Source organism: Luteimonas sp. YGD11-2 (assembly GCF_004118975.1).
In the GTDB taxonomy this organism is placed as follows: domain Bacteria; phylum Pseudomonadota; class Gammaproteobacteria; order Xanthomonadales; family Xanthomonadaceae; genus Luteimonas; species Luteimonas muca.
The window spans coordinates 235143-256927 of the sequence record NZ_CP035376.1; the positions used below are offsets into that span (position 1 = coordinate 235143).

A 21785-nucleotide genomic window follows, 5' to 3' on the forward strand; every position below is an offset into this window, starting at 1 on the left:
GCGCGGTATTACTGCACCTTGATCGGCAGCGCCTGCAGCCCGCCGTTCTGGAGCTTGGCCTTGGCATCGGCCAGTTCGGTGGCGGTGCCGTAGGGGCCCATGCGCACGCGGTAGACGGTGCGCCCGTTGGCGTTGCCGGATTCGACCCGTGCCGACAGGCCCAGCAGCGCGATCCGCGCCTTCAGCGCCTCGGCATCGCCGGACGCGCTGAACGACCCGGCCTGCAGCAGGTAGCGCGCGGTGGTGTCCTGTGCCGGTGCAGCCGTCGCGGCCGGCGTTGCCGGGGCGGTCGTGGTCGCCGGCGTGGTGGTCGCCGCGGTGGAGGCCGGCGACGGTGCCGCGGCGGGCGCCTGCGGGGTGGCCGGGTCGGCGGCGTCCTGGCGGCGCTGTGCATCCTCGCGCTGGCGGCGGGCCTCTTCGGCGCGGGCGCTGGCGGCGAGCTCGGCATCGGTCATCGGCACTTCCTGGCCCGGCAACACGGTGTAGAAATCGTAATCGGGCTCGGTTGCCGGCAGCGGCGCGGGGTCGGCGGCCGCCGGGCGTCGGCGCGCGGGCGCGGGTGCTGCGTCCTCGTCGATGCTGGACGGCAACGCCGGCTGCGCATCCGGGTTGGCGCGAGGGCGGTAGAAGCCGTCGCTGCCGTCGGACTTCAGCACGCGCGGCGCCAGCATCACCACGATGATCGTCAGCACGATGCCGATGATCATCCACGCCCAGCCGGGCAGCCCGCCGGAGTTGCCGCCGTTGCGCCGTGCCTGCGATCTACCGCGTCGTGCTGCCACTGCCTTGCCTTCCTCGAGTCGTTGCCGCCAGGCGGCCGGATGGAACAGAAAAATCCCGCGATCCAGTGTATGCCGAAGGCGCGGACCGCGCCGTCATCCCGCGGTGCGGGGCTACATCCGCTGCGGTGCGGCCACCCCGAGCAGGGCCAGGCCGTTGGCCAGCACCTGGCGGGTGGCGAGCGCCAGCGCCAGTCGCGAATCGCGCAGCCCGGCATCGTCAACCAGGAACTGGTGGTCGTTGTAGTAGGACTGGAACGCCTGCGCGAGTTCGACCAGATAGGCCGCCACCAGGTGCGGCTCCAGCGACTGCCCGGCCGCCTCCACCACCTCAGGGAAGCGCGAGAGGTCGGTGAGCAGGTCGCGGGTCGCGCCGCTGTCGAGGTCCGGCAGCCGCTCCAGCCCGCTGGCGGCGTCGAATGCCAGTCCGCGTTCCTCCAGCTGCCGCAGCAGGCCGCAGATGCGCGCGTGCGAGAGCTGCACGTAGTAGACCGGGTTGTCGAGCGACTGGCTGCGGGCGAAATCGATGTCGAACACCAGCTGCGAATCCGGGCGCCGCGCGACCAGGAACCAGCGGGTGGCGTCGCGTCCGACCTCGTCGATCAGGTCGCGCAGGGTCACGTAGCTGCCGGCGCGCTTGGACAGCTTCACCTCCTCGCCGCCACGCATCACCGTGACCATCTGGTGCAGCACGTATTCCGGCCAGCCCTGCGGAATGCCGGCATCCAGCGCCTGCAGGCCGGCGCGCACCCGCGCCAGCGAACCGTGGTGGTCGGCGCCGAGTTCGGTGATCGCGCGCTCGTAGCCGCGCTGCCACTTCGACAGGTGGTAGGCGACATCCGGCACGAAGTAGGTGTAGGTGCCATCGGACTTGCGCATCACGCGGTCCTTGTCGTCACCGAAACCGGTGGTGCGCAGCCACAGCGCGCCGCCTTCCTCGTAGGTGTGGCCGTGGGCGATGAGCTCGCGCACGGTTTCCTCGACCTTGCCGTCGGCGTACAGCGACGACTCGAGGAAGTACACGTCGAACGCCACCCCGAACGCGGCGAGATCCGCGTTCTGCTCGCGGCGCAGCCAGGCCACCGCGAAGCGGCGGATGGCATCGAGGTCGTCGGGGTCGCCGGCACCGGCCACGGTGTGGCCGTCGACCTCGACGCTGTCGCCGCGCAGATAGGCGGCGGCCACGTCGGCGATGTAATCGCCGTTGTAGGCGTCCGCCGGCCAGTCGGCATCACCCGGCGCATGCCCGTGGGCGCGGGCCTGGGTGGAGCGTGCGAGGTTCTCGATCTGCACGCCGGCATCGTTGTAGTAGAACTCGCGCGCCACGTCCCAGCCATTGGCCTCGAGCACGCGGGCGATGCAGTCGCCGATGGCCGCCGCGCGGCCATGGCCGACATGCAGTGGTCCGGTCGGGTTCGCCGACACGTATTCCACGCCGGCGCGGCGCCCGGCCCCGGAACTGTTGTGGCCGTACGACTCGCCGAGCTCATGCACCGCGCGCAGCTGCGCCTGCCACGCCGTGGGCGTGAGGCGGAAGTTGATGAACCCCGGTCCGGCGATGTCCACCGAGGCCACCAGCCCGGTCTGTGGCAGCGCCGCGGTCAGTGCCTGGGCGAGTGCGCGCGGATTGCTGCGGGCAGGCTTGGCCAGCAGCATCGCCACGTTGGTGGAGAAATCGCCATGGCTGCGATCCTTCGGCCGCTCCACGATGAATTCGGGCGTGGCGAGGTCGCCGGGCAGGTCGCCCCGGGCACGCAGGGCGTCGAGGCCCTGTTCGATCAGGGCGCGGAGCTGGGATTTCACAGGCGTTGGGCGGTATTGCAGGGGGCCGATAGTGTAGACGGCCGCGGGCCGGCACGTTCCGCCGGGCGTTGCCTACACCCAGCCGCGCGCCGCCAGCGACACCGGTGGGCCGTCGCCGATGACGAAGTGGTCGAGCAGGCGCACGTCCACCAGCCCCAGTGCCTGCTTGAGCTGCGCGGTCACCGCCCGGTCCGCCGCGCTCGGCTCGGCGCTGCCGCTGGGATGGTTGTGGCCGACGATCAGCGCCGCGGCGTTGTGCGCCAGCGCGCGCCGCACCACCTCGCGCGGATGCACTTCGGCACCGTCGATGGTGCCGCGGAACAGTTCCTCGAACGCCAGCGCGCGGTGGCGGGTGTCGAGGAACAGCGCGGCGAACACCTCGTGCGGGTAGCCGCGCAGGCGCTGCGCGAAATAGCGGCCGGCGGACTGCGGATCGCTCAGTGCCTCGCCACGCTCGAGGCCGGCGGCGAGGTAGCGGCCGCACAGCTCGAGCGCGGCCGCCAGCAGCGCCGCGCGTGCCGGGCCCAAGCCGGGAAGTGCGGCCAGCTGCGCCGGCGTGCGTTCGAGCAGCTTCCGCAGCGGGCCGTGGCCTGCCAGCAGCTCGCGCGCGGTGGCAACCGCGTCGCGCCCGCGCAGCCCGGAGCCCAGGAACAGCGCCAGCAGTTCCGCATCCGACAGCACGGCGGCACCGCGGGCCAGGAGTTTCTCGCGTGGTCGTTCGCTGCTGGGCCAGTCGCGGATGTGCATGGCAAGCCTCGTGGGAAGAGCGTCGCGGCGGGCGGCCTGCACGACAGGGGAGGCCGTGGGTTTCGGGGTGGCCGCCCGCACGACGACGCCGGATGCATTGCAGCGCGCGGCGGCAGCCAGCGCAGCCGGGGGCGGCCCTGCCTTCGGGTAAGCTGTGGGCCCGCGTCCGTGTCGGATTTTTCCCACCCATGAGCCAGTCACCTCCGCCGCTCGACGGCCTGCTTGCCGGCCAGCGCGTGCTGGTGTGCGTGGGTGGCGGGATCGCCGCGTACAAGGCCGCCGAACTGGTGCGCCGCCTGCGCGACGCCGGCGCCGTGGTGCGGGTGGCGATGACCGAGCACGCGCAGCAGTTCGTCGGCACCGCGACCTTCCAGGCCGTTTCCGGCGAGCCGGTGCGCACCTCGCTGTGGGATGCCGCCGCCGAAGCCGCGATGGGACACCTGGAGCTCGCCGCGTGGGCCGACCGGGTGGTGGTCGCGCCGGCCACCGCCGACCTCATCGCGCGCCTCGCGCACGGTTTCGCCAACGACCTGGTCAGCACCCTGTACCTCGCCACCGAGGCGCGGGTGGCGATCGCCCCGGCGATGAACCACCGCATGTGGCGGCACCCGGCCACCCAGGCCAACGTGGAGACATTGCGTGCGCGCGGTGTGCAGGTGATCGGCCCCGACGACGGTCCGCTGGCCGAGGGCGAATCCGGCCCCGGGCGCCTGCGCGAACCGGAATGGATCGTGCGCGAGCTGGCCGGATGAGCAGAGCGCTTGCCGGCCTGCGCATCGTGGTGAGCGCGGGCCCGACCTACGAGGACATCGACCCGGTGCGCTTCCTCGGCAACCGCAGCAGCGGGCGGATGGGCTTCGCGGTGGCCGCGGCGGCCGCGCGCCGCGGCGCCGACGTGGTGCTGGTCGCGGGCCCCGTGCATCTCGACACCCCGCCGGGCGTGCAGCGCATCGACGTACGCTCTGCCGCGCAGATGCACGCGGCGGTGTTCGCCGCGATGCCGGCCGATGCCTATATCGCCGCTGCCGCCGTCGCGGACTACACCCCGCGCGTGGTGGCCGCCGACAAGCTCAAGAAGAACGGCGACACCCTGCTGGTCGAATGCGTGCGCACCGCCGACATCCTCGCCGATCTGGGCGCGCACGCGCTGCGGCCACGCCGGCTGGTCGGCTTCGCCGCCGAGACCGGCGACCTGGCCGGCTACGCGCGCGACAAGCTGGTGCGCAAGCGCCTGGACGTCATCGCTGCCAACCGCGTCGGCCAGCCGGGCAGCGGTTTCGAGAGCGAGGACAACGCGCTCACCGTGTACTGGCCCGATGGCGAACAGTCGCTGGGGCCGGCGCCGAAGACCGTTATCGCCGAGCAACTGCTCGACCTGGTGTTCGCCAGCTGATCCCACTGCCGCCCCGCTCCGGGTGCGGCCCTGCCACGGAGCCACCGGTGTCCGCAATCCATGTCCTGCAGGTCCAGCGCCTCGATCCGCGTTACGGCGACGAATGGCCGCTGCCCGCCTATGCCACCGCCGGCAGCGCCGGGCTCGACCTGCGCGCCGCGCTCGATGCACCGCTCGAGCTCGCGCCCGGCGATGCGGCGCTGGTGCCCAGCGGGCTGGCGATCCATATCGGTGATCCCGGCCTGTGCGCGGTGGTGCTGCCGCGCTCGGGCCTCGGGCATCGGCACGGCATCGTGCTGGGCAACGGCACCGGGCTCATCGACGCCGACTACCAGGGGCCGCTGATGATCAGCGTCTTCAACCGTGGGCGCGAGGCCTACACGATCGCCGTCGGCGACCGCATCGCACAGCTGGTGCTGCTGCCGGTGGTGCGTGCGGATCTCGAGTTGGTGGATGGCTTCACGGCGAGCGCGCGCGGCAGTGGCGGCTTCGGGCATACCGGTGTGCGTTGACGCCGCGCACGTTGCCGATGTCGCGCATGGCGCGGATCGGCGGTACGTTATGCGCCGTGCGCCGGTGCATGGCACGCATGTTGCGTAGACATCTGGACGCGGTGGCGGCGCAGGGGGCGTCGCCACGACGCGTCCTGATCCGGCTGCCCTGGGGAACCAAAGGATGAGCGACACCCAACCGCACAAGGCCCGCCTGCTGCTGGCGCGCGCGCGACCGTTCCTGCCGCTGGTGGCGATCGCGCTGGCGGCGCTGGCGCTGTGGATCGCCTGGGGCGGCTGGCGGCATGTGCAGGACGGCAACCGCCGCGCCGCGCTGGAGCAGGCGCGCGACCTGGTCTCGCTCTCGGTCGCGCAGGCCCTGCAGGCCGAACAGGAGCGCCTGCGCGAGCGGCTGGAATCGGCCGACGTGCGCGGCCCGCTGCTGCGTGGCGAGGTCGAGGCCGCGGCTGCCGCGCTCGCGCGTGACTGGCCGATGCTGGAAGAGGCCGCGGTGTATCCGCCGGCCCTGCAGAGCGTCTACGCCGATCTGACCCGGAACGGCTTCGGCCGCGCCGCGGTGCTGGAGGCGGCGATGAGCGAGGACCGCGCGCTGTCGCTGGTCATCCGCGAGGACGGCAGTGAACGCCTGGCGGTCGCGGCGCCGATCAAGGATGCCGGCGGCGCACTGGCCGGCGTGGCGGTGGCGCGGCTGCCGCTGGCGCGCATCCGTGCCGGGTTCGACAGCGCGGTCATCGACGAGGGGCGCATGTACCTGGCGCTGCGGCAGGGCAGCGTCACCCTGCTTGAACGCGGCAGCGCCGAGCATGCCGGCGCCGCCGAGCGACTGGGCACACCGGTGGCTGGCAGTGGCCTACGGGTCGCGGCCGGCCTCCCGTATGGCGTTGCCGCGCCGTTCGGCCTGGCCGGAATGCCGGCGTTCGTCGTCGCGCTGGTGCTGCTGCTGCTCGCCTACGTCGCCTGGCGCGTGCTGCCCGGCCTCGCACGCGATGCGGTGGCCGGCGAGGACGGCGCGCCCACCCTGCTCGAAGCCGTCGCCCTCGCCCCGGGCGACATCGAATCCCCCCAGAAATCCGAGGTCAAGGACGTGTCCAAACCCCAAGCGGCCCGCATCGATCGCAGCATCTTCCGCGCCTACGACATCCGTGGCGTGGTCGGCGAGACCCTCGATGCCGGGATTGCCGAGCTGATCGGCCAGGCCATCGGTTCGCTGATGCGCGAGCAGGACCTCGCCGACATCGTGATCGGCCGCGATGGCCGCCTGTCCGGCCCCGACCTGCTGGCCGGGCTGACCGAAGGCCTGCGGCGCGCCGGCCGCAACGTCATCGACATCGGCATGGTGCCGACGCCGGTGGCCTACTTCGGCGCCTACCACCTGCGTACGGGCTGCTGCATCTCGCTGACCGGCAGCCACAACCCGCCGGACTACAACGGCTTCAAGATCGTGGTCGGCGGCGAGACGCTGTCGGGCGACGCCATCGTCGACCTCTACGCGCGCATCGCCGAGGACCGCCTCTACACCGCACCGGCGCCCGGCGGGTTGAGCCAGCAGGACATCGCCGACGCCTATGTCGAGCGCATCGCCTCCGACGTGCAGGTCGAGCGCCCGCTCAAGGTGGTCGTGGATGCCGGCAACGGCGTGGCCGGCGAGATCGGTCCGCGCGTGCTGGAAGCGATCGGTGCCGAAGTGGTGCCGCTGTACTGCGAGATCGACGGCACGTTCCCCAACCACCATCCGGACCCGAGCGAGCCGCACAACCTCGAGGACCTGGTGAGCATGGTCAAGCGGCTGGATGCGGACCTCGGCATCGCCTTCGACGGCGACGGCGACCGCCTCGGCGTGGTCACCCGCGACGGCGAGAACATCTTCCCCGACCGCATGCTGATGCTGTTCGCCGCCGACGTGCTGGAACGCAACCCGGGCGCGGTGATCATCTTCGACGTCAAGTCGACCGGAAAGCTGCCGGGCCACATCCTGCGCCACGGCGGCAGCCCGCTGATGTGGAAGACCGGCCACTCGCTGATCAAGGCCAAGATGCGCGAAACCGAGGCCGAACTTGCCGGCGAGATGAGCGGCCACTTCTTCTTCGCCGAGCGCTGGTACGGCTTCGACGACGGCATCTATGCCGCCGCGCGCCTGCTGGAGATCCTCGCCGCGCAGGCGGAGACGCCCACCGCGGTGCTGCACGCGCTGCCGGCCGGCGTGTCCACGCCGGAGATCAAGGTGCAGGCGCCGGGTGGCGACCCGCATGCCTTCGTCGAGCGCTTCCAGGCCGCCGCCACGCTGGACGGCGCGCGCCTGTCGACCATCGACGGCGTGCGCGCCGACTGGGCCGACGGCTGGGGCCTGGTGCGTGCCTCCAACACCACCCCGGTGCTGGTGCTGCGCTTCGACGCCGACAACGAGGCCGCATTGAAGCGCATCCAGCAGACCTTCCGCGAGCAGCTGCTGGCGGTGGATCCCGCGCTTCCGCTGGAGTTCTGACCAGCAGTCCGGCTCCGGCCGGTAGCAGCCGGGAATGATGCGATGCGGCGGCCTGCGGGCCGCCGCGTTGCGATGGAGAGTCGGCAACGGTCCGCGTCGATCCCGGGAGCCCTGATTTTTCCTGCAGTTCACCGCGCGGTTTCCAGGCGTCTGCCGGGTGTTTGCCGACCAGGGCGATACCGGGCGCCGACCCGGCGGAATGAGCGGCAGGCGCCCCCGCTCGCGTCCTTGCTACAGCGCCCAGCACGTCAAAACCCGACGCGCGACCGCGGATTTCTCCGATGGCGCTGGATGACATGTCGCGCGAAGCTCGACCTGTCGCCCAGGGACGGGCACCGGATGCCGTGACATGGACAGGACGGTCGTCAAACCACTGGCTGCGGATCGCGCTGTTGTGCGGCGTGTCCGCGTGCAGCACCGCACTGGCGGTACCGCCGGGTGATGCGCCACCGATGCTGGCCACCAGCTACGCCGACAGCGTCGACGACATCGGCGCGTACTGGGTCAGCGAGAAAACTCGATGGCGTGCGCGCGCGCTGGGACGGCAGTGCGCTGTGGACGCGTGGTGGCATGCGCATCCGCCCGCCGGCGTGGTTCACCCGCGGCTGGCCCACGCAGGCGATGGACGGCGAGCTGTGGATCGGCCGCAACCGCTTCGACGAAGTGAGCGCGCTGGTGCGAGCGAGTGACGGCAGCGATGACCCCGCCTGGCACGCGGTGCGCTTGCTGGTGTTCGACCTGCCCGGCGAGGAGGTGGGCTTCGAGGCGCGCATCGCACGCATGCGGCGGCTGCTCGACGCCGCCGGCATCGACTGGCTGCGCCCGGTGCGCCAGCGGCGCTTCGCGGACCGCGCGGCGCTGGATGCGCACTTCCACGCGGTGCTCGCCGCCGGTGGCGAGGGCCTGATGCTGCACCATCGCGATTCGCGCTACCGCAGTGGCCGCAGCGAACTGCTGCTGAAGTACAAGCCGCATGACGATGCCGAGGCGCGGGTGATCGCGCACCTGCCCGGTCAGGGACGGCATGCCGGCAGGCTGGGTGCGTTGCTGGTGGAACTGCCGGATGGTCGTCGGCTGCGGTTGGGCAGCGGCCTCACCGACGCCCAGCGCGATGCGCCGCCGGCGATCGGCAGCTGGGTGACCTTCCGCCATTCCGGGCTGACCACGCGCGGCCTGCCGCGCTTCGCCCGCTTCCTGCGTGTACGCGACGAACTGCCGCCCGCCGACCCGTGACGCGCGCTGCCCGGCCTCAGTCGGCCTGCAGGCGCTTCAGTTCGCGGTAGCGCGCCAGCGCGTCCTGCAGGTCGCGGTCGAGGGTGCTGCGCTCGGCCAGCTGCTGCTGGAGGATCGCCTGCTGGCGCAGCAGGTCGGCATGCTGGGCAAGGATGTTGTCGGCCAGCGGCTTGCGCACCGGCTGCTGCTGCAGCTCGAGGTCGGCGGCCTGGCGCAGCAGGCTGAGCAGGCTGGCGCGCAGGTTGGCCACGCCCATCTGCGAGGTCTTCACCGATTCCTCGACCAGGGTGATGCGCTCGCCGTAGGCACGCTCGAGGTCGGATTCGGCCGCGTAGGACTCCACCATCGCAAGGTCCCGGCGCTGGCGTGCGGTGTCGGCTTCCGCGGCCTGCGCGGCCTGCCGTGCGGCCTCGGCGGCGGCGGCGCGTTCCGCCGACGACAGTGCCCGCCCCAGCTGCTCGCGCGCCAGGCCGGTGCGTGCGTTGAATTCGGTACGCGGGGCATCCACCGCCGAGGCCGGCAGCGCATCACCGCAGATCTTGCGGCCACTCTCTTCCCAGCAGTACACCCGGCGGGTGTCGCCGCCGGCCTTCTGCGCGGTGACCGGCAGGCAGGCAAGCAGGGCGGTCGCCCACAGCGCCGCGGTGATGATCGTCTTCGTTGCCATGACTGCTTCCGTCCCCCCGGTCGGTCCGCCGGCGCTCATTGCTGGCTGCCGTAGCGCGCGCGGTAATCGACCAGCCGCGCGTGTTCGAACGAGAGTGTCGTGCTTCGGGTGGCGAACGCAAGCAGATCGTCGAGCGTCGCCACCGCGACCACCGGCACGCCGTGCGCGTCCGCCACCGCCTGCGCCGCGGAACGGCGCGGCGTGGCATGCACGTCGACCACTTCCTGGCGGTCGAGCGCGATCACGATGCCGGCCACGGTGCCGCCGGCGTCGGCGATCAGCCCGAGTGCCTCGCGGATCGCGGTGCCGGCGGTGATCACGTCGTCGACGATCAGCACCCGCCGGCCCGCCAGCGGTGCACCGATCAGCGTGCCGCCCTCGCCATGCGCCTTGGCTTCCTTGCGGTTGAAGGCCACCGGCAGGTCACGGCCGCGGCCGGCGTATTCACAGGCCAGTGCGGTCGCCAGCGGGATGCCCTTGTAGGCCGGGCCGAACAGCAGGTCGAAATCGAGGCCCGCCGCGTCGATGGCATCGGCGTAGCAACCGGCCAGCCCGGCCAGCGCCGCGCCGGAATCGAAGCGGCCGGCGTTGAAGAAATAGGGGCTGGTGCGGCCGGACTTGAGGGTGAACTCGCCGAAGCCCAGGGCCTCGGCCTGGAGCGCCAGCTGCAGGAACCGGGTGCGATGGTCGGGCATTGAGGTGCAGGGCGGCCGCGGGGTCGCAATGGTAACAAGCTGCACCGCGTTGACCGGGATCAACGCGACGAGGACAGCAGGTGACCTAAGGTCGGGGGTGACGGTATCCCGACATGGAGGAGCGACATGCAGCATCCGACCCGGACTGGACTGGCGATCGCGGCGACCCTGCTGGTGGCGGTGGCCTGCAGCCAGAGCGACGGTGATCGCGCCGCACCGGCCGACAGCGGCGCGGGCGCCACGGCGGAGACCGCGACGGCGCAGGCGACCCCGGCCGCCGGCGGGCAGGTTGCCCTCGAGGGCGTGCCCGGGACCGCACCGACCGCCGATGCACCGGACCCGGCCGATGCCGCCGCCGCAGGCGACGGCGACCGCCTGCGCACCACCGCCGCGGCGCTGTTCGGCACCATTCCGGAGCGCGTGGAGGAACTGCGCGGGCAGCCACTGTCGCAGGCGCAGGTCGACCTCGGCCATATGCTGTTCTTCGAGCCGCGCCTGTCGCGCAGCCAGCTGCTCACCTGCAACACCTGCCACAGCATCGGCACCGGCGGTGCCGACAACGTGCCGGTCTCCATCGGCCACGGCTGGCAGCAGGGCCCGCGCAACTCGCCCACGGTGTTCAACGCGGTGTTCAATGCGGCGCAGTTCTGGGACGGACGCGCCGCCGACCTCGCCGAACAGGCCAAGGGCCCGGTGCAGGCCAGCGTGGAGATGAACAGCACGCCGGAGCTGGTGGTCGAGACCCTGGAGAGCATCCCCGGATACGTCGAGCGCTTCGGCGAGGCGTTCCCGGGCCAGGCCAACCCGGTGAGCTTCGACAACATGGCGCTGGCGCTGGAGGCGTTCGAGGCCACCCTGGTGACACCGGATTCGCGCTTCGACCGCTGGGTGCTGGGCGACGACGGCGCGATGGACGGGACCGAACGCCGTGGGCTGGAGCTGTTCATGGCCAGCGGCTGCGCCTCCTGCCACAACGGGCGCAATTTCGGCGGCCAGACGTATTTCCCGTTCGGCGTGATCGAGCGTCCGGGCGCCGACATCCTGCCGCCGGGGGACAAGGGCCGCTTCGAGGTCACCGCCACCGCCAGCGACGAATACGTGTTCCGCGCCGCGCCGCTGCGCAACGTCGAGCTGACCGCGCCGTACTTCCACTCCGGCCAGGTGTGGGACCTCGAGCAGGCGGTGGCGATCATGGGCACCGCGCAGCTGGGGCGGGAACTCAACGACGAGGAAGCCAGCGCGATCGCCGCGTTCCTGCGCACGCTGACCGGTCGCCAGCCGACGGTGGAGTACCCGATCCTGCCGCCCAGCACGCCCGACACCCCGCGACCCACCCGGTAACGCGCACCGGGACGTGCCGCTGCCGGGGCATGGCCGGTGGCGGTGCGCTAACCTTCAGACCCGCGGCGGGCCAGTGCCCGCCGCGTCCGTCTTCCAGCACCGGCAGCACCATGCGCATCATCAGCTTCAACGCCAACGGCATCCGTTCCGCGGCCAGCAAGGGGTTCTTCGACTGGTTCGCCCTGCAGGATGCCGACATCCTCTGCGTGCAGGAAACCAAGGCGCAGGAGCACCAGCTCGCAGGTGATGCGTTCCGTCCGCCGGGCTACCACGTCGCCTTCCGCGATGCGCAGACCAGGAAGGGCTACAGCGGTGTGGCGATCTACAGCCGCCGCGAGCCCGACGAACTGCGCGCGTCGCTGGGCTGGGCCCCGTTCGACGACGAGGGCCGCTATCTCGAGGCGCGCTTCGGCAACCTCAGCGTGGTGTCGTTCTACATCCCGTCCGGGTCGTCGGGCGAGCTGCGCCAGGGCTTCAAGTTCGAGGTGATGGAGTGGCTGAAGCCCATCCTCGACGAGTGGCTCGCCAGCGGCCGCGACTACGTGCTGTGCGGCGACTGGAACATCGTGCGTGCGAGGAACGACATCAAAAACTGGACCGGCAACCAGAAGAATTCCGGCTGCACGCCGCCGGAGCGCGCGTGGCTCAACGGCCTGGTCGCCGATGCCTGCGGCGACGGCTCGCCGCAGCCGGCGCATGGCTGGGTGGACACGTTCCGCGCGCTCAGGCCCGACGAGGTGGAATACACCTGGTGGAGCAACCGCGGCGCGGCGCGCGCCAACAACGTCGGCTGGCGCATCGACTACCAGTTCTGCACGCCATCGCTGCGCGAGCGCCTGTCCGCTTGCTCCGTGCTGCGTGAGCCGCGCTTCTCCGACCATGCGCCCTATACCGTGGACTACCGCGCATGAGCCAGGCCGGCGACGCCGCCGCGCCGGCGTCCTACAAGGGCTGGGCCGGCATCCGCCGCGCGTTCGGTACGCCATCGGCGATCACCATGCTGGTGTTCGGCTTCGGCTCCGGCCTGCCGTTCCTGCTGATCGCGTCGATGACGCTGTCCACCCGCCTGCGCGATGTCGGGCTGGATCTCGGCAGCATCGGCCTGATCAGCCTGGCGAGCTTCTTCTACCTGCTGAAGTTCCTGTGGGCGCCACTGATCGACCGCTACGCGTTCCCGCTCACTGCCTTCCTCGGCCGGCGGCGCTCGTGGCTGCTGTTCTCGCAGCTGCTGGTGGCGGCAAGCCTGGGCGCGCTGGCGCTGTCGCGGCCGGAAATGGGCGTGACCACGCTGGTGATGTGGGTGCTGGTCGGCTCGTTCGCCGGTGCCACCCAGGATTCGGTGGTCGATGCCTACCGCATCGAGGTCGCGCCGGCCGCCGCACAGGGCGCACTCGCCGCCACCTATACGCTGGGTTACCGCATCGGCCTGATCGTCGGTGGCGCCGGCGCGCTGTACCTGGCCGAATTCCAGGGCTGGACCAATGCCTACCTGTGGATGGCCGCGCTGATGCTGGTGCCGGTGCTGACCACGCTCATTGCCCGCGAGCCGGCGGTGCCCGAGGCCACGGTGGTGCGACGGATCGATTTCATCGGCGCGTTCTGGCAGCCGTTCACCAGCTTCTTCTCCAGCAACGGCCTGCTGCTGGGGCTGGCGCTGCTGGCCTTCGTCGGCCTGTTCAAGTTCCCCGACCAGGTGATCGGGGTGATGGCCGGGCCGTTCTACCTCGACTCCGGCTACAGCAAGGCCGATATCGCCACCGTGTCCAAGCTCTACGGCATCTGGACCGGGATCGTCGGCGCCTTCGTCGGCGGCGTGTGCGTGGCCGCGTTCGGCTTCCGGCGGATGCTGTTCGTGGCCGCGGTGGGGGTGGCGCTGTCCAACCTCGCCTTCCTGCTGATGGCCTACAACCCGGGGCAGATCTGGGCGTTCTACCTCGCCATCAGTGCCGACAACCTGTTCCAGGGTTTCGCCGGCACCGTGCTGGTGGCCTTCATGTCGTCGTTGACCGACCGCAACTTCACCGCCACCCAGTACGCGCTGCTGGTGTCGCTGGCCAACCTGCCGGGCAAGTTCGCCGGTGGCGTGTCCGGGTTCCTGGTGGAGGCCACGTCCTACGCCACCTTCTTCATCCTCAGCGCGCTGACCGTGGTGCCGACCTTGCTGCTGCTCGGCTGGCTGTGGCAGCGTATCCGCGATCCGGTCAGGGAGCCCGGTGCCATGGGGGGAACAGGGGGATGAACGTGGCTGGCATGGACATCGTGCTTCGCGATGTCGACGAAATCCTCGCTCGGCGGATCCGCCGCCTCGCCGAGGCGCGCGGCTGGGCGCTGTCGGACGCGCTGCTGTACCTGCTCGAGCAGGGCCTGCATGTCTACGAGGGCGAGACCCCCGGCTTCGACACCGAGGAGGTCGACGTGCTGCAGGAGGCGCTGGCCGCCCTGCAGTCGGTGCCGGACGATCCCGGCTATGCGCTGATCGGGCGCGTCGACAGCGGCGGCCGCTGATCGCGGGAGCGATCCGCAGGCGCGGCGGCGGGCAGGGCGAACAGACGATCCACCGCGGCAACGCGCGGCGGGGGCGTGCGAATACGGCGTCGCCTCAGGCGGCACCGGGCGTGGCCGGGTAGATCCCGCCCAGCACCCGCGGCCCGGCGGCGCCGGTCACCGAGGGCAGGTTGCCGGGCAGGCCGCGCACGGTCTGCCGCGCCAGCCATGCGAACCCCATCGCCTCGACGAAATCCGGATCCAGCCCGTGGGCGGCGCTGGACTCCAGCGCGCACGGCAACGCCGCGGCCAGGGCCTGCATCAGCACCGGGTTGTGCACGCCGCCGCCGCAGGCGATGACGCGCGCGGTGCCGGCACTGTTGGCACGCAGTGCATCGACCACGGTGGCGACGGTCAGCGCCAGCAGGGTGGCCTGGACGTCGGCGGGTGATTCGTGCCCGGCCAGCCGGCTGTCGACCCAGCCGAGGTGGAACTGGTCGCGCCCCGAGGACTTCGGCGGCGCCAGCGCGAACCACGGGTCTTCGCGCAGCCGCTCCAGCAGTACACCGTCGACCTGCCCGGAGGCGGCAAACCCGCCATCGCGGTCGTAGGGCTGCCCGCGGTGGCGCTGGCACCAGGCATCGAGCAGGCCGTTGGCCGGGCCGGTGTCGAAGCCGCGCACGCCGTCGGGCGTCTCCGCCGCCGGCAGCAGGGTGAGGTTGGCGATACCGCCGAGATTGAGCACCGCACGCGGCTCGTGCGGGTGCTGCAGCAGCGCCGCGTGCAGGGCCGGCAGCAGCGGTGCGCCCTGGCCGCCGGCGGCGACGTCGCGGCGTCGGAAGTCGGCGACCGTGGTGATCCCGGTGCGCTCGGCGATCAGGCCGGGGTCGCCCAGCTGCAGGGTGAAGCGATCGCGGCCGTCGAGTGCGCGGCCCTGCGGCCGGTGGCGCAGGGTCTGGCCATGCGATCCGATCGCGGCGATCTCAGCCGCACGCAGGCCGCTGTCGGCCAGCGCCTGCAGCGCGGCATCGGCCAGTGCGGTGGCGATCCGGGTATCGAGCTCGCCGATGTCGTCGAGAACGAGCGGCACGGCGTGCTGGCCGAGTGCGACCAGCTGGCTGCGCAATGCCGGGTCCCAGGCATAGGTGCGGCCGAACAGCAGTTCGGCCTGCAGCCGTGGCTGGCGGTCGTCGACATCGGAAAAGCGCACCAGCGCGGCATCGATGCCATCGGCGCTGGTGCCCGACATCAGGCCGAGGAACACATCGGGCGCGGAAGGCGGCATCGGGCGGGACACGGGGCCGCGCAGGCGGCCGGGACGGCGTGGCCGGCGGATGCCGGCCCGTCCGGTCAGCCGGCGTTGCCGGCCGGGGCGGTCGTGGAGGCGACGCGCGCGCCGTTGTCGACGGCAGCCTGCTGCGCGTAGTGCACCGCCTCGACCTGCTCGATGCGCGCCAGCGCCGGTGCGACTGCGGCGCGGAAGGCGGCCAGCTCGGCACCCTTGAGCGGCTCCGGCGGCGGCATGGTCTGGCTGAGCGGGTTGCGGTGTGCACCGTTGACGCGGAATTCGTAGTGCAGGTGCGGGCCGGTCGCCAGGCCGGTGGCGCCGACATAGCCGATCACCCGGCCCTGCGGCACGCGATCGCCCTGGCGGACGTTGCCGAACTTCGACATGTGCGCATACAGCGTGGTGTAGCCGCGGCCGTGGTCGAGGATCACCACGTTGCCGTAGCCGCGCTGCCAGCCCTTGAACTGCACGCGGGCATCGCCGGCGGCCATGATCGGGGTGCCGGTGCGCGCGGCGTAGTCGACGCCCTTGTGCATGCGCATGGTGCCCAGCACCGGATGCCGGCGCGCACCGAAGTTGGAACTCAGGCGCGAGAACTCGACCGGCGTGCGCAGGAAGCTCTTCTTCAGCGGGCGGCCGTCGGCGGTGAAGTACTCGGCCTTGCCGTCGCGCTCGTAGCGGAAGCCGGAATAGGTCTTGCCGCCGGTGGTGAAGGTCGCGGCGATGACGTCGCCGGTGCCGATCTTCTCGCCCTCGCGCCACAGTTCCTCGAGCACCACGCTGTAGCGGTCGCCGGGCTGGATCTCGCGCGAGAAGTCGATGTCGTACTGGAAGATGCTGTCGGTCATCGTGTGGATGACCTTGGGCGACAGCCCGGCCTGGCGCGCCGAGCCGTACAGGGAGTTGCTGATCTCGCCGGTGACCACGGTGGCGTGGCGCTCGACCGGGCGCTCGATGACGTTGGCCTTGACCTCGTCGCCGGCCAGCGACAGCTGCACGCGCTCGGTGGTGCCGCGGTCGAAGCGGAATCCGCGCAATGCGCCGGATTCGTCGATGTCGAAGCCGAGTTCGGTGCCCGGGCGCAGGCGGGTCAGCGCGCCGCGCACGGCGTCGGTCTCGAGGATGCGGTGCAGGGTGGTGGCCGGGATGCCCTGGGCCTCGAAGATCGCGCCGAGGGTCTCGCCCGGCTGCACCGCCACGGTCTGCCAGCTGCGCTGGACCGCAGCGCGGGCCGGCGCCTGCAGCGGCGGCAGCGTGAGCGCCATGGTGGTGAGCGCGGGCTGCGCGCCGTCACCGGCCTGCAGGGCATTGGAGAAGCCGGGCACCATGGCGATGACCAGCGCGCCGAGGCTGGCGAAGATGCTTGCCTGGCCCCAGTGGCGGCGCGTCCAGCGCCCGTTGAAACTGTTGCGGTCGAGCAGTTGTGGAATCTGCTCGGAAAGCTGGCTTGCCCTCAGCGCGAGGGCGCGGCGGTTGGCCAGACGGACGAGTCGGTTGCGTTCGGGGTCGAACGCCGGGTCGTTGGTCGTCATCTGCTATCCCGTGGCTGCGTGAATTCCGCGTCAGCGCGGTAAAGTAAAGACCTCAACACGGTGCGTCAAATGCCTGACACCACTGGGAATTTCGGGAATTGCCAGTGCTAACAGGGTCTTAACACCGTTTTCAGAACTCCATCACATTCAGCCGCGGGCGCGTGCCGGCGGGCTTTCCAGGAATCGCCGTGACCGTTGCCGACCCCGCCATCCAGGCCGCCTATGACCAGATCGCCCGCGGCAGCGAGGAGCTTCTCAAGCCCGATGAACTGATGGCGCGGCTGCAGGCCGGTCGCCCGCTGCGCGTGAAGGCGGGCTTCGACCCGACGGCGCCCGATCTCCACCTTGGCCACACCGTGCTGCTCAACAAGCTGCGCCAGTTCCAGGATCTCGGCCACACCGCGATCTTCCTGATCGGCGACTTCACCGGGATGATCGGCGACCCGTCGGGCAAGAACGCCACCCGCAAGCCGCTGTCGCGCGAGGACGTGCTGGACAACGCGCGCACCTACGAGGCGCAGGTGTTCAGGGTGCTCGACCGCGAGCGCACCGAGGTGCGTTTCAACTCGGAGTGGTTCGGGAAGATGTCCGCCGCCGACATGGTGCGGCTCGCCGGCCAGCTCACCGTCGCGCGCATGCTCGAGCGCGACGATTTCGCCAGGCGGCACGCCGCGCAGCAGCCGATCGCGATCCACGAGTTCCTGTATCCGCTGGTGCAGGGTTACGACTCGGTGGCGCTGGAAGCCGACGTCGAGCTCGGTGGTACGGACCAGACCTTCAACCTGCTGATGGGCCGCGGCCTGCAGGAGCACCACGGGCAGAAGCCGCAGGTGGTGCTGACGATGCCGCTGCTGGAAGGCCTCGACGGCATCAACAAGATGTCGAAGTCGCTGGGCAATTACATCGGCATCACCGAGCCGGCGATCGACATCGTCAACAAGACGATGAAGATCGGTGACGCGCTGATGTGGAAGTGGATCGAGCTGTTGAGCTTCGAGATCTCCATTGCCGAGGCGGCGGCGCTGCGCGGCGAGGTGGCTGCCGGACTCAACCCGCGTGATATCAAGCTGCGCCTGGCGCGGCGAGCTGGCGACGCGTTTCCACGATGCGGCCGCGGCCGAGACCGCCATCGCCGGCTGGCACGCCGCGGTGACCGGGCAGGGCGATACCTCGCTGCTGCCGCTGCAGGAGGTCCAGGTGCCGGCCGAAGGCCTGCGCATCGCGGCGCTGCTGACCGCGGCGGGCATCACGCCGTCGAATTCCGAGGCCAACCGCAAGCTCAGGGAGCGCGCGGTCAAAGTGGACGGGGCGGTCGTCGACGACGCGGGGCTGGTGTTCGCGCCCGGCTTCGAGGGCGTGCTGCAGGTCGGCAAGCGCAATTTCGCGCGGGTGCGGCTTGCTGGGTTGACGGAGGAGGGGCGACTTCACCTGTCCCAGCTTGCGCCTCCCGGCAGGAACCTGCCGTGTCTCAATCGGCGTGCAGCGTGATGCGTGCGATCCGATCGATGACACCGGCCATCGTGATGGCGGCCTCTTCGAAGATCTCTCCCTCCGCGGTGGCCATGACGGCCTCGAGCACGTCCGCCAGCGCTTCCAGTGGTTTCTGCGCATCGACGAGGAGATGGCGCGTGTTCTCACCGGTGTCGTCGCTCGCATCCGGCGCCGATGGGATGACCGCAACCGTGACCGCACTCGTCGCCGATGGTGCGGTCGACGCGGGGATGGCGCGCTCCAGCATGTTCGCGCCGGCCTGGTCGCCTGCACGCGCCAGACGCTGCGCCAGGCCAAGGTGGATTGCGGCGATCTCCGCCTCCTGCAGGGCCAGGAAATCGCGCAGTGCCGCGACCGAATCGAACTGCAGCTCGGCGGGTCCCGGTCGCCTGGCCTGCCTGCTGCCGCGCTCGCGGTGGTAGGCCCGGCGCCGCCATCGGCGCAGAAGCGCTGCGTGCCGCAGTTCCTCGTTACCGAGCTTCTCGGCTTCCGCCCTGACGTGCGCGCTGTCGGCGCGGGCGGCCAGGTAGGCATAGAAGGAGAACGCCCGCTCCTCGTTCTCCACTGCCAGCGCGAAAGCGCGGTAGGGCGTGAGCAGGGCGCTCCCGGCCACGTCCTCCCATGAGCTGGACAGATCGGCCGGCAGCCGCCATTCGACGTCGTGGGCCTTCGTCTCGGGTTCACCCACCGAAGCCGCCCATCGGTCCACGGCAACCACGTGGTTGCGCTCCTCTTCCAGCATCACGCGAAACGCCGCCGCCGTGGCAGGCTCGCCGCGATGGTCCATCAGCTCGGCGAGCAGGGCGTAGCGCCGGACCGCTTCTTCCTCGATGGCCCTGGCGATTCCCACCAGCGTGGTCATGTCGACCACGTCGATCTCCGGGTCCTCGCGCAGCAACGAACGACGCCGCGCGCTGTGCCCGCGCATACGGTGATCAGGTGCAGAAGGTTCGTGCAAGTTGCTGTCGGAAGGGGTTCGACGCATGGGGGTGCCCCGCCTATACTCGTTCGCGGCGGCCACCCGCGCGGTGGCCCGGTAGATCCGCACCAATCATCCCACAGGCATTCCCGAGGGTAGATTTGAGCGAGCCGGCGAGCGTGGCATGGCGAATCGTTTTCGCCATCATCCTGTTCTGCGCTCTGTCGTGGCGGCCGGCCGGTGCGCAGTCTCCGGCGACGTTCGATACCTTCGTGAGCCGGGTCGCGCCCGGCGACCTCGTACCCGGTGCCGACCGCTTCGGGCCCACGCAGCTGACGCCGCCGGTCGCGCAGGTGTTCCGGGGCGACCAGGTTGTGGGCTATGCCTACCTGAACACGCAGTACGTCAACGCGGACGGATACTCCAGCAAGCCGATCCATATCCTGGTCGGGCTCGACACGGCCGGCACCATCACCGGCATCCGCATGGTCGCGCACAGCGAACCGATCGTGCTGATCGGCATCCCGGAACAGCGCGTCATCGATTACCTGGCGCCTTTCGTCGGCTACAACCCGCTGCAGGCGGCCGCCACGGGAGCCGGGCCACCGCGCGTGAACCTGGTCAGCGGCGCCACCGTGACCGTGCTGGTGATGGGGGAAAGCGTCACCCGATCGGCAGCACGGGTGGCCCGGCTGCTTGGCCTCGATGGTAGCCAGCCGGCGGCGGCTGCGAGCGTGGCGCCGCAGGCGCGCGCCCTGGATCCGGAGGCCGGCTCGATCACCGGCTGGCAGGAGCTGCTCGACCAGGGTGCGGTCTCGCACCTGCACCTGACCGTCGGGCAGGTCAACGAGAGTTTCGTCGAAGCCGGCGATCCGGTGGCCGCGCAGCGTCCGCAGAGCGGCGCTCCTGACGACCCGTTCATTGATCTTTACGTGGCGCTGGTGTCGCAGCCGGCGATCGGGCGCAGCCTGCTGGGCGAAAGCGAGTACGCCAGCATGCTGGGGATGCTGGCGCCCGGCCAACAGGCCATCCTCGTCGGCGGCTCCGGCATCTATTCGTTCAAGGGATCCGGGTATGTGCGCGGCGGCATCTTCGACCGCATCGAGCTGATCCAGGGTGCCGAGACGATCCGCTTCCGTGACCAGTTCCATCGGCGCGTGGGTGTGCTCGCGGCAGGGGACGCGCCGGCGCTGAAGGAAATCGGGATCTTCGTCATTCCGGACGGCAGCGAGTTCGATCCGGCGCAGCCCTGGCGCCTGCAGCTGCTCGTGCAGCGGGCCACCGGTGCGTTGAGCAAGGCTTTCGTGTCGTTCGACCTGCCCTATTCGATCCCGGCGCAATACACCACGGGCGGTTCCGCACCGGGTGCGGGCTCCGCCACTGCCGGCATGCCGCCCGCAGCCGGGCTGGCCGCCGGCATGGGGTCCCACGCGTTCCTCGCGGACGACACCGATCCCCTGTGGAAGCGGATGTGGCAGAGCAAGACCGTTTCCATCGCCGTGCTCGGGGTGATGCTGATCGCGCTGACGCTGATTTTCTTCTTCCAGGATGCCCTGGTGAAGCGGGAGCTGCTGTTCGACCGGATCCGCCTGGCCTACCTCGTGGTCACCCTGTTCTGGCTGGGCTGGGTGGCCCAGGCGCAGCTGTCGGTGGTCAACGTCCTGACATTCACCACCTCGCTGCGCGACGGCTTCAACTGGTCGTCGTTCCTGGTCGATCCGCTGATCTTCATCCTGTGGTGTTCGGTGGCGGTGGCGCTGATCTTCTGGGGGCGCGGGGCCTTCTGCGGCTGGCTGTGCCCGTTCGGTGCACTGCAGGAACTGACCAACCGGTTGGCCAAGGCGCTGAAGGTGCCGCAGCTGAAGATCCCGTGGGGCGTCCACCAGCGCATGTGGCCGATCAAGTACATCATCTTCCTCGTCCTGTTCGGCGTTTCGCTGGGGTCCCTGGCCTATGCGGAGGTGCTGGCCGAGGTCGAGCCGTTCAAGACGGCCATCATCCTTCGCTTCATGCGCGACTGGTGGTTCGTGCTGTTTGCCGTGGCCCTGATCGTCATCGGGCTCTTCGTCGAGCGCTTCTTCTGCCGCTACCTGTGCCCCCTCGGGGCGGCGCTTGCGATCCCGGGGCGCCTGCGGATGTTCGACTGGCTCAAGCGCTACCGCGAGTGCGGCAATCCGTGCATGCGCTGCTTCAAGGAGTGCCCGGTCGAAGCGATCCACCCCGAAGGCCATATCAACCCGAACGAGTGCATCTCGTGCCTGCACTGCCAGGTGCTGTACCACAGCGACACCAAGTGCCCGGTCCAGATCCAGCGGCGGCTCAAGCGCGAACGGCGCGCGGCGGCCTCGAAATCGATCCCGCTTGCGGTGCTGCCCGCAGCCGGCGACCAGACCCCCGCAGCCGATGCCAGCCAGTGAAT

General features: G+C 70.7%; 16 protein-coding genes and 2 pseudogenes. 10 read left to right on the plus strand and 8 right to left on the minus strand.

Going from position 1 to position 21785, the window contains the following annotated elements:
• Nucleotides 1-8 precede the first annotated feature (8 nt).
• From ERL55_RS01115 to radC, 3 genes are all read right to left on the minus strand, one after another.
• Nucleotides 9-782 carry an SPOR domain-containing protein gene (locus ERL55_RS01115; RefSeq protein WP_129134789.1) on the minus strand — a complete coding sequence of 258 codons (774 nt, stop codon included), beginning with the start codon at nt 780-782 and terminating at the stop codon, nt 9-11.
• A gap of 111 nt (nt 783-893) precedes the next feature.
• The gene (gene argS, locus ERL55_RS01120; RefSeq protein ID WP_129134790.1) at nt 894-2582 is read right to left on the minus strand and encodes an arginine--tRNA ligase; all 1689 of its coding nucleotides are present in this window, start codon (nt 2580-2582) and stop codon (nt 894-896) included.
• A 72-nt stretch (nt 2583-2654) separates the two neighbouring features.
• The gene (gene radC / locus ERL55_RS01125) at nt 2655-3329 is read right to left on the minus strand and encodes a DNA repair protein RadC (RefSeq protein ID WP_129134791.1); all 675 of its coding nucleotides are present in this window, start codon (nt 3327-3329) and stop codon (nt 2655-2657) included.
• A 188-nt stretch (nt 3330-3517) separates the two neighbouring features.
• Here radC and coaBC point away from each other — a divergent pair.
• The 4 genes and pseudogenes from coaBC (at nt 3518) to ERL55_RS01145 (ending at nt 8949) form a co-directional block, all read left to right on the plus strand.
• A pseudogene (gene coaBC, locus ERL55_RS01130) lies at nt 3518-4722 on the plus strand (bifunctional phosphopantothenoylcysteine decarboxylase/phosphopantothenate--cysteine ligase CoaBC).
• A 47-nt stretch (nt 4723-4769) separates the two neighbouring features.
• Nucleotides 4770-5234 carry a dUTP diphosphatase gene (gene dut, locus ERL55_RS01135; protein WP_164972084.1) on the plus strand — a complete coding sequence of 155 codons (465 nt, stop codon included), beginning with the start codon at nt 4770-4772 and terminating at the stop codon, nt 5232-5234.
• Nucleotides 5235-5397: 163 nt separating this feature from the next.
• Complete coding sequence (locus ERL55_RS01140; RefSeq protein ID WP_129134792.1) at nt 5398-7716, plus strand: phosphomannomutase/phosphoglucomutase; 2319 nt, start codon at nt 5398-5400, stop codon at nt 7714-7716.
• A 525-nt stretch (nt 7717-8241) separates the two neighbouring features.
• Nucleotides 8242-8949, plus strand: a complete 708-nt coding sequence (locus ERL55_RS01145) for a DNA ligase (protein WP_241685801.1) — start codon at nt 8242-8244, stop codon at nt 8947-8949.
• Nucleotides 8950-8965: 16 nt separating this feature from the next.
• Here ERL55_RS01145 and ERL55_RS01150 read toward each other — a convergent pair whose 3' ends face one another.
• Nucleotides 8966-9616 (minus strand): hypothetical protein, encoded by a 651-nt coding sequence (locus tag ERL55_RS01150; protein WP_129134793.1) that lies wholly within the window; start codon nt 9614-9616, stop codon nt 8966-8968.
• A 35-nt stretch (nt 9617-9651) separates the two neighbouring features.
• Complete coding sequence (gene pyrE, locus ERL55_RS01155; RefSeq protein WP_129134794.1) at nt 9652-10311, minus strand: orotate phosphoribosyltransferase; 660 nt, start codon at nt 10309-10311, stop codon at nt 9652-9654.
• Between the two features lie 126 nt (nt 10312-10437).
• On the opposite strand from pyrE, the gene ERL55_RS01160 reads away from it, so the two are divergent.
• The 4 genes from ERL55_RS01160 (at nt 10438) to ERL55_RS01175 (ending at nt 14157) form a co-directional block, all read left to right on the plus strand.
• Entirely contained in the window at nt 10438-11652 is a 1215-nt protein-coding gene (locus ERL55_RS01160) for a cytochrome-c peroxidase (protein WP_206733340.1), read from the plus strand.
• Between the two features lie 110 nt (nt 11653-11762).
• On the plus strand, nt 11763-12563 hold the full coding sequence (locus ERL55_RS01165; protein WP_129134795.1) for an exodeoxyribonuclease III: 801 nt from the start codon (nt 11763-11765) through the stop codon (nt 12561-12563).
• Nucleotides 12560-13891, plus strand: a complete 1332-nt coding sequence (locus ERL55_RS01170; protein ID WP_129134796.1) for an MFS transporter — start codon at nt 12560-12562, stop codon at nt 13889-13891. The genes ERL55_RS01165 and ERL55_RS01170 overlap by 4 nt, the downstream gene beginning before the upstream one ends.
• Before the next feature lie 11 nt (nt 13892-13902).
• On the plus strand, nt 13903-14157 hold the full coding sequence (locus ERL55_RS01175; RefSeq protein ID WP_129137138.1) for a hypothetical protein: 255 nt from the start codon (nt 13903-13905) through the stop codon (nt 14155-14157).
• A 94-nt stretch (nt 14158-14251) separates the two neighbouring features.
• On the opposite strand, the gene ERL55_RS01180 is transcribed toward ERL55_RS01175, so the two are convergent.
• Nucleotides 14252-15421 (minus strand): anhydro-N-acetylmuramic acid kinase, encoded by a 1170-nt coding sequence (locus tag ERL55_RS01180; RefSeq protein WP_129134797.1) that lies wholly within the window; start codon nt 15419-15421, stop codon nt 14252-14254.
• A gap of 65 nt (nt 15422-15486) precedes the next feature.
• Nucleotides 15487-16956, minus strand: coding sequence for a peptidoglycan DD-metalloendopeptidase family protein (locus ERL55_RS01185; RefSeq protein ID WP_129134798.1), 1470 nt, complete (start codon nt 16954-16956; stop codon nt 15487-15489).
• Nucleotides 16957-17165: 209 nt separating this feature from the next.
• Here ERL55_RS01185 and tyrS point away from each other — a divergent pair.
• Nucleotides 17166-18354, plus strand: a pseudogene (tyrS, locus tag ERL55_RS01190) (tyrosine--tRNA ligase); the annotation flags it as partial.
• Between the two features lie 70 nt (nt 18355-18424).
• Here tyrS and ERL55_RS01195 read toward each other — a convergent pair.
• The gene (locus tag ERL55_RS01195; RefSeq protein WP_206733341.1) at nt 18425-19375 is read right to left on the minus strand and encodes a ferritin family protein; all 951 of its coding nucleotides are present in this window, start codon (nt 19373-19375) and stop codon (nt 18425-18427) included.
• Nucleotides 19376-19638: 263 nt separating this feature from the next.
• Here ERL55_RS01195 and ERL55_RS01200 point away from each other — a divergent pair, with 263 nt between their 5' ends.
• Nucleotides 19639-21783, plus strand: a complete 2145-nt coding sequence (locus ERL55_RS01200) for a NosR/NirI family protein (protein WP_206733342.1) — start codon at nt 19639-19641, stop codon at nt 21781-21783.
• Nucleotides 21784-21785: the final 2 nt, after the last annotated feature.

Excerpts from the sequence above, each read along its gene's own strand:
- radC (WP_129134791.1), bottom strand. The coding sequence starts at position 3,329 with ATGCACATCCGCGACTGGCCCAGCAGCGAACGACCACGCGAGAAACTC.
- ERL55_RS01140 (WP_129134792.1), top strand. The coding sequence starts at position 5,398 with ATGAGCGACACCCAACCGCACAAGGCCCGCCTGCTGCTGGCGCGCGCG.
- ERL55_RS01150 (WP_129134793.1), bottom strand. The coding sequence starts at position 9,616 with ATGGCAACGAAGACGATCATCACCGCGGCGCTGTGGGCGACCGCCCTG.
- pyrE (WP_129134794.1), bottom strand. The coding sequence starts at position 10,311 with ATGCCCGACCATCGCACCCGGTTCCTGCAGCTGGCGCTCCAGGCCGAG.
- ERL55_RS01160 (WP_206733340.1), top strand. The coding sequence starts at position 10,438 with ATGCAGCATCCGACCCGGACTGGACTGGCGATCGCGGCGACCCTGCTG.
- ERL55_RS01165 (WP_129134795.1), top strand. The coding sequence starts at position 11,763 with ATGCGCATCATCAGCTTCAACGCCAACGGCATCCGTTCCGCGGCCAGC.
- ERL55_RS01170 (WP_129134796.1), top strand. The coding sequence starts at position 12,560 with ATGAGCCAGGCCGGCGACGCCGCCGCGCCGGCGTCCTACAAGGGCTGG.
- ERL55_RS01175 (WP_129137138.1), top strand. The coding sequence starts at position 13,903 with ATGGACATCGTGCTTCGCGATGTCGACGAAATCCTCGCTCGGCGGATC.
- ERL55_RS01180 (WP_129134797.1), bottom strand. The coding sequence starts at position 15,421 with ATGCCGCCTTCCGCGCCCGATGTGTTCCTCGGCCTGATGTCGGGCACC.
- ERL55_RS01185 (WP_129134798.1), bottom strand. The coding sequence starts at position 16,956 with ATGACGACCAACGACCCGGCGTTCGACCCCGAACGCAACCGACTCGTC.
- ERL55_RS01195 (WP_206733341.1), bottom strand. The coding sequence starts at position 19,375 with ATGCGCGGGCACAGCGCGCGGCGTCGTTCGTTGCTGCGCGAGGACCCG.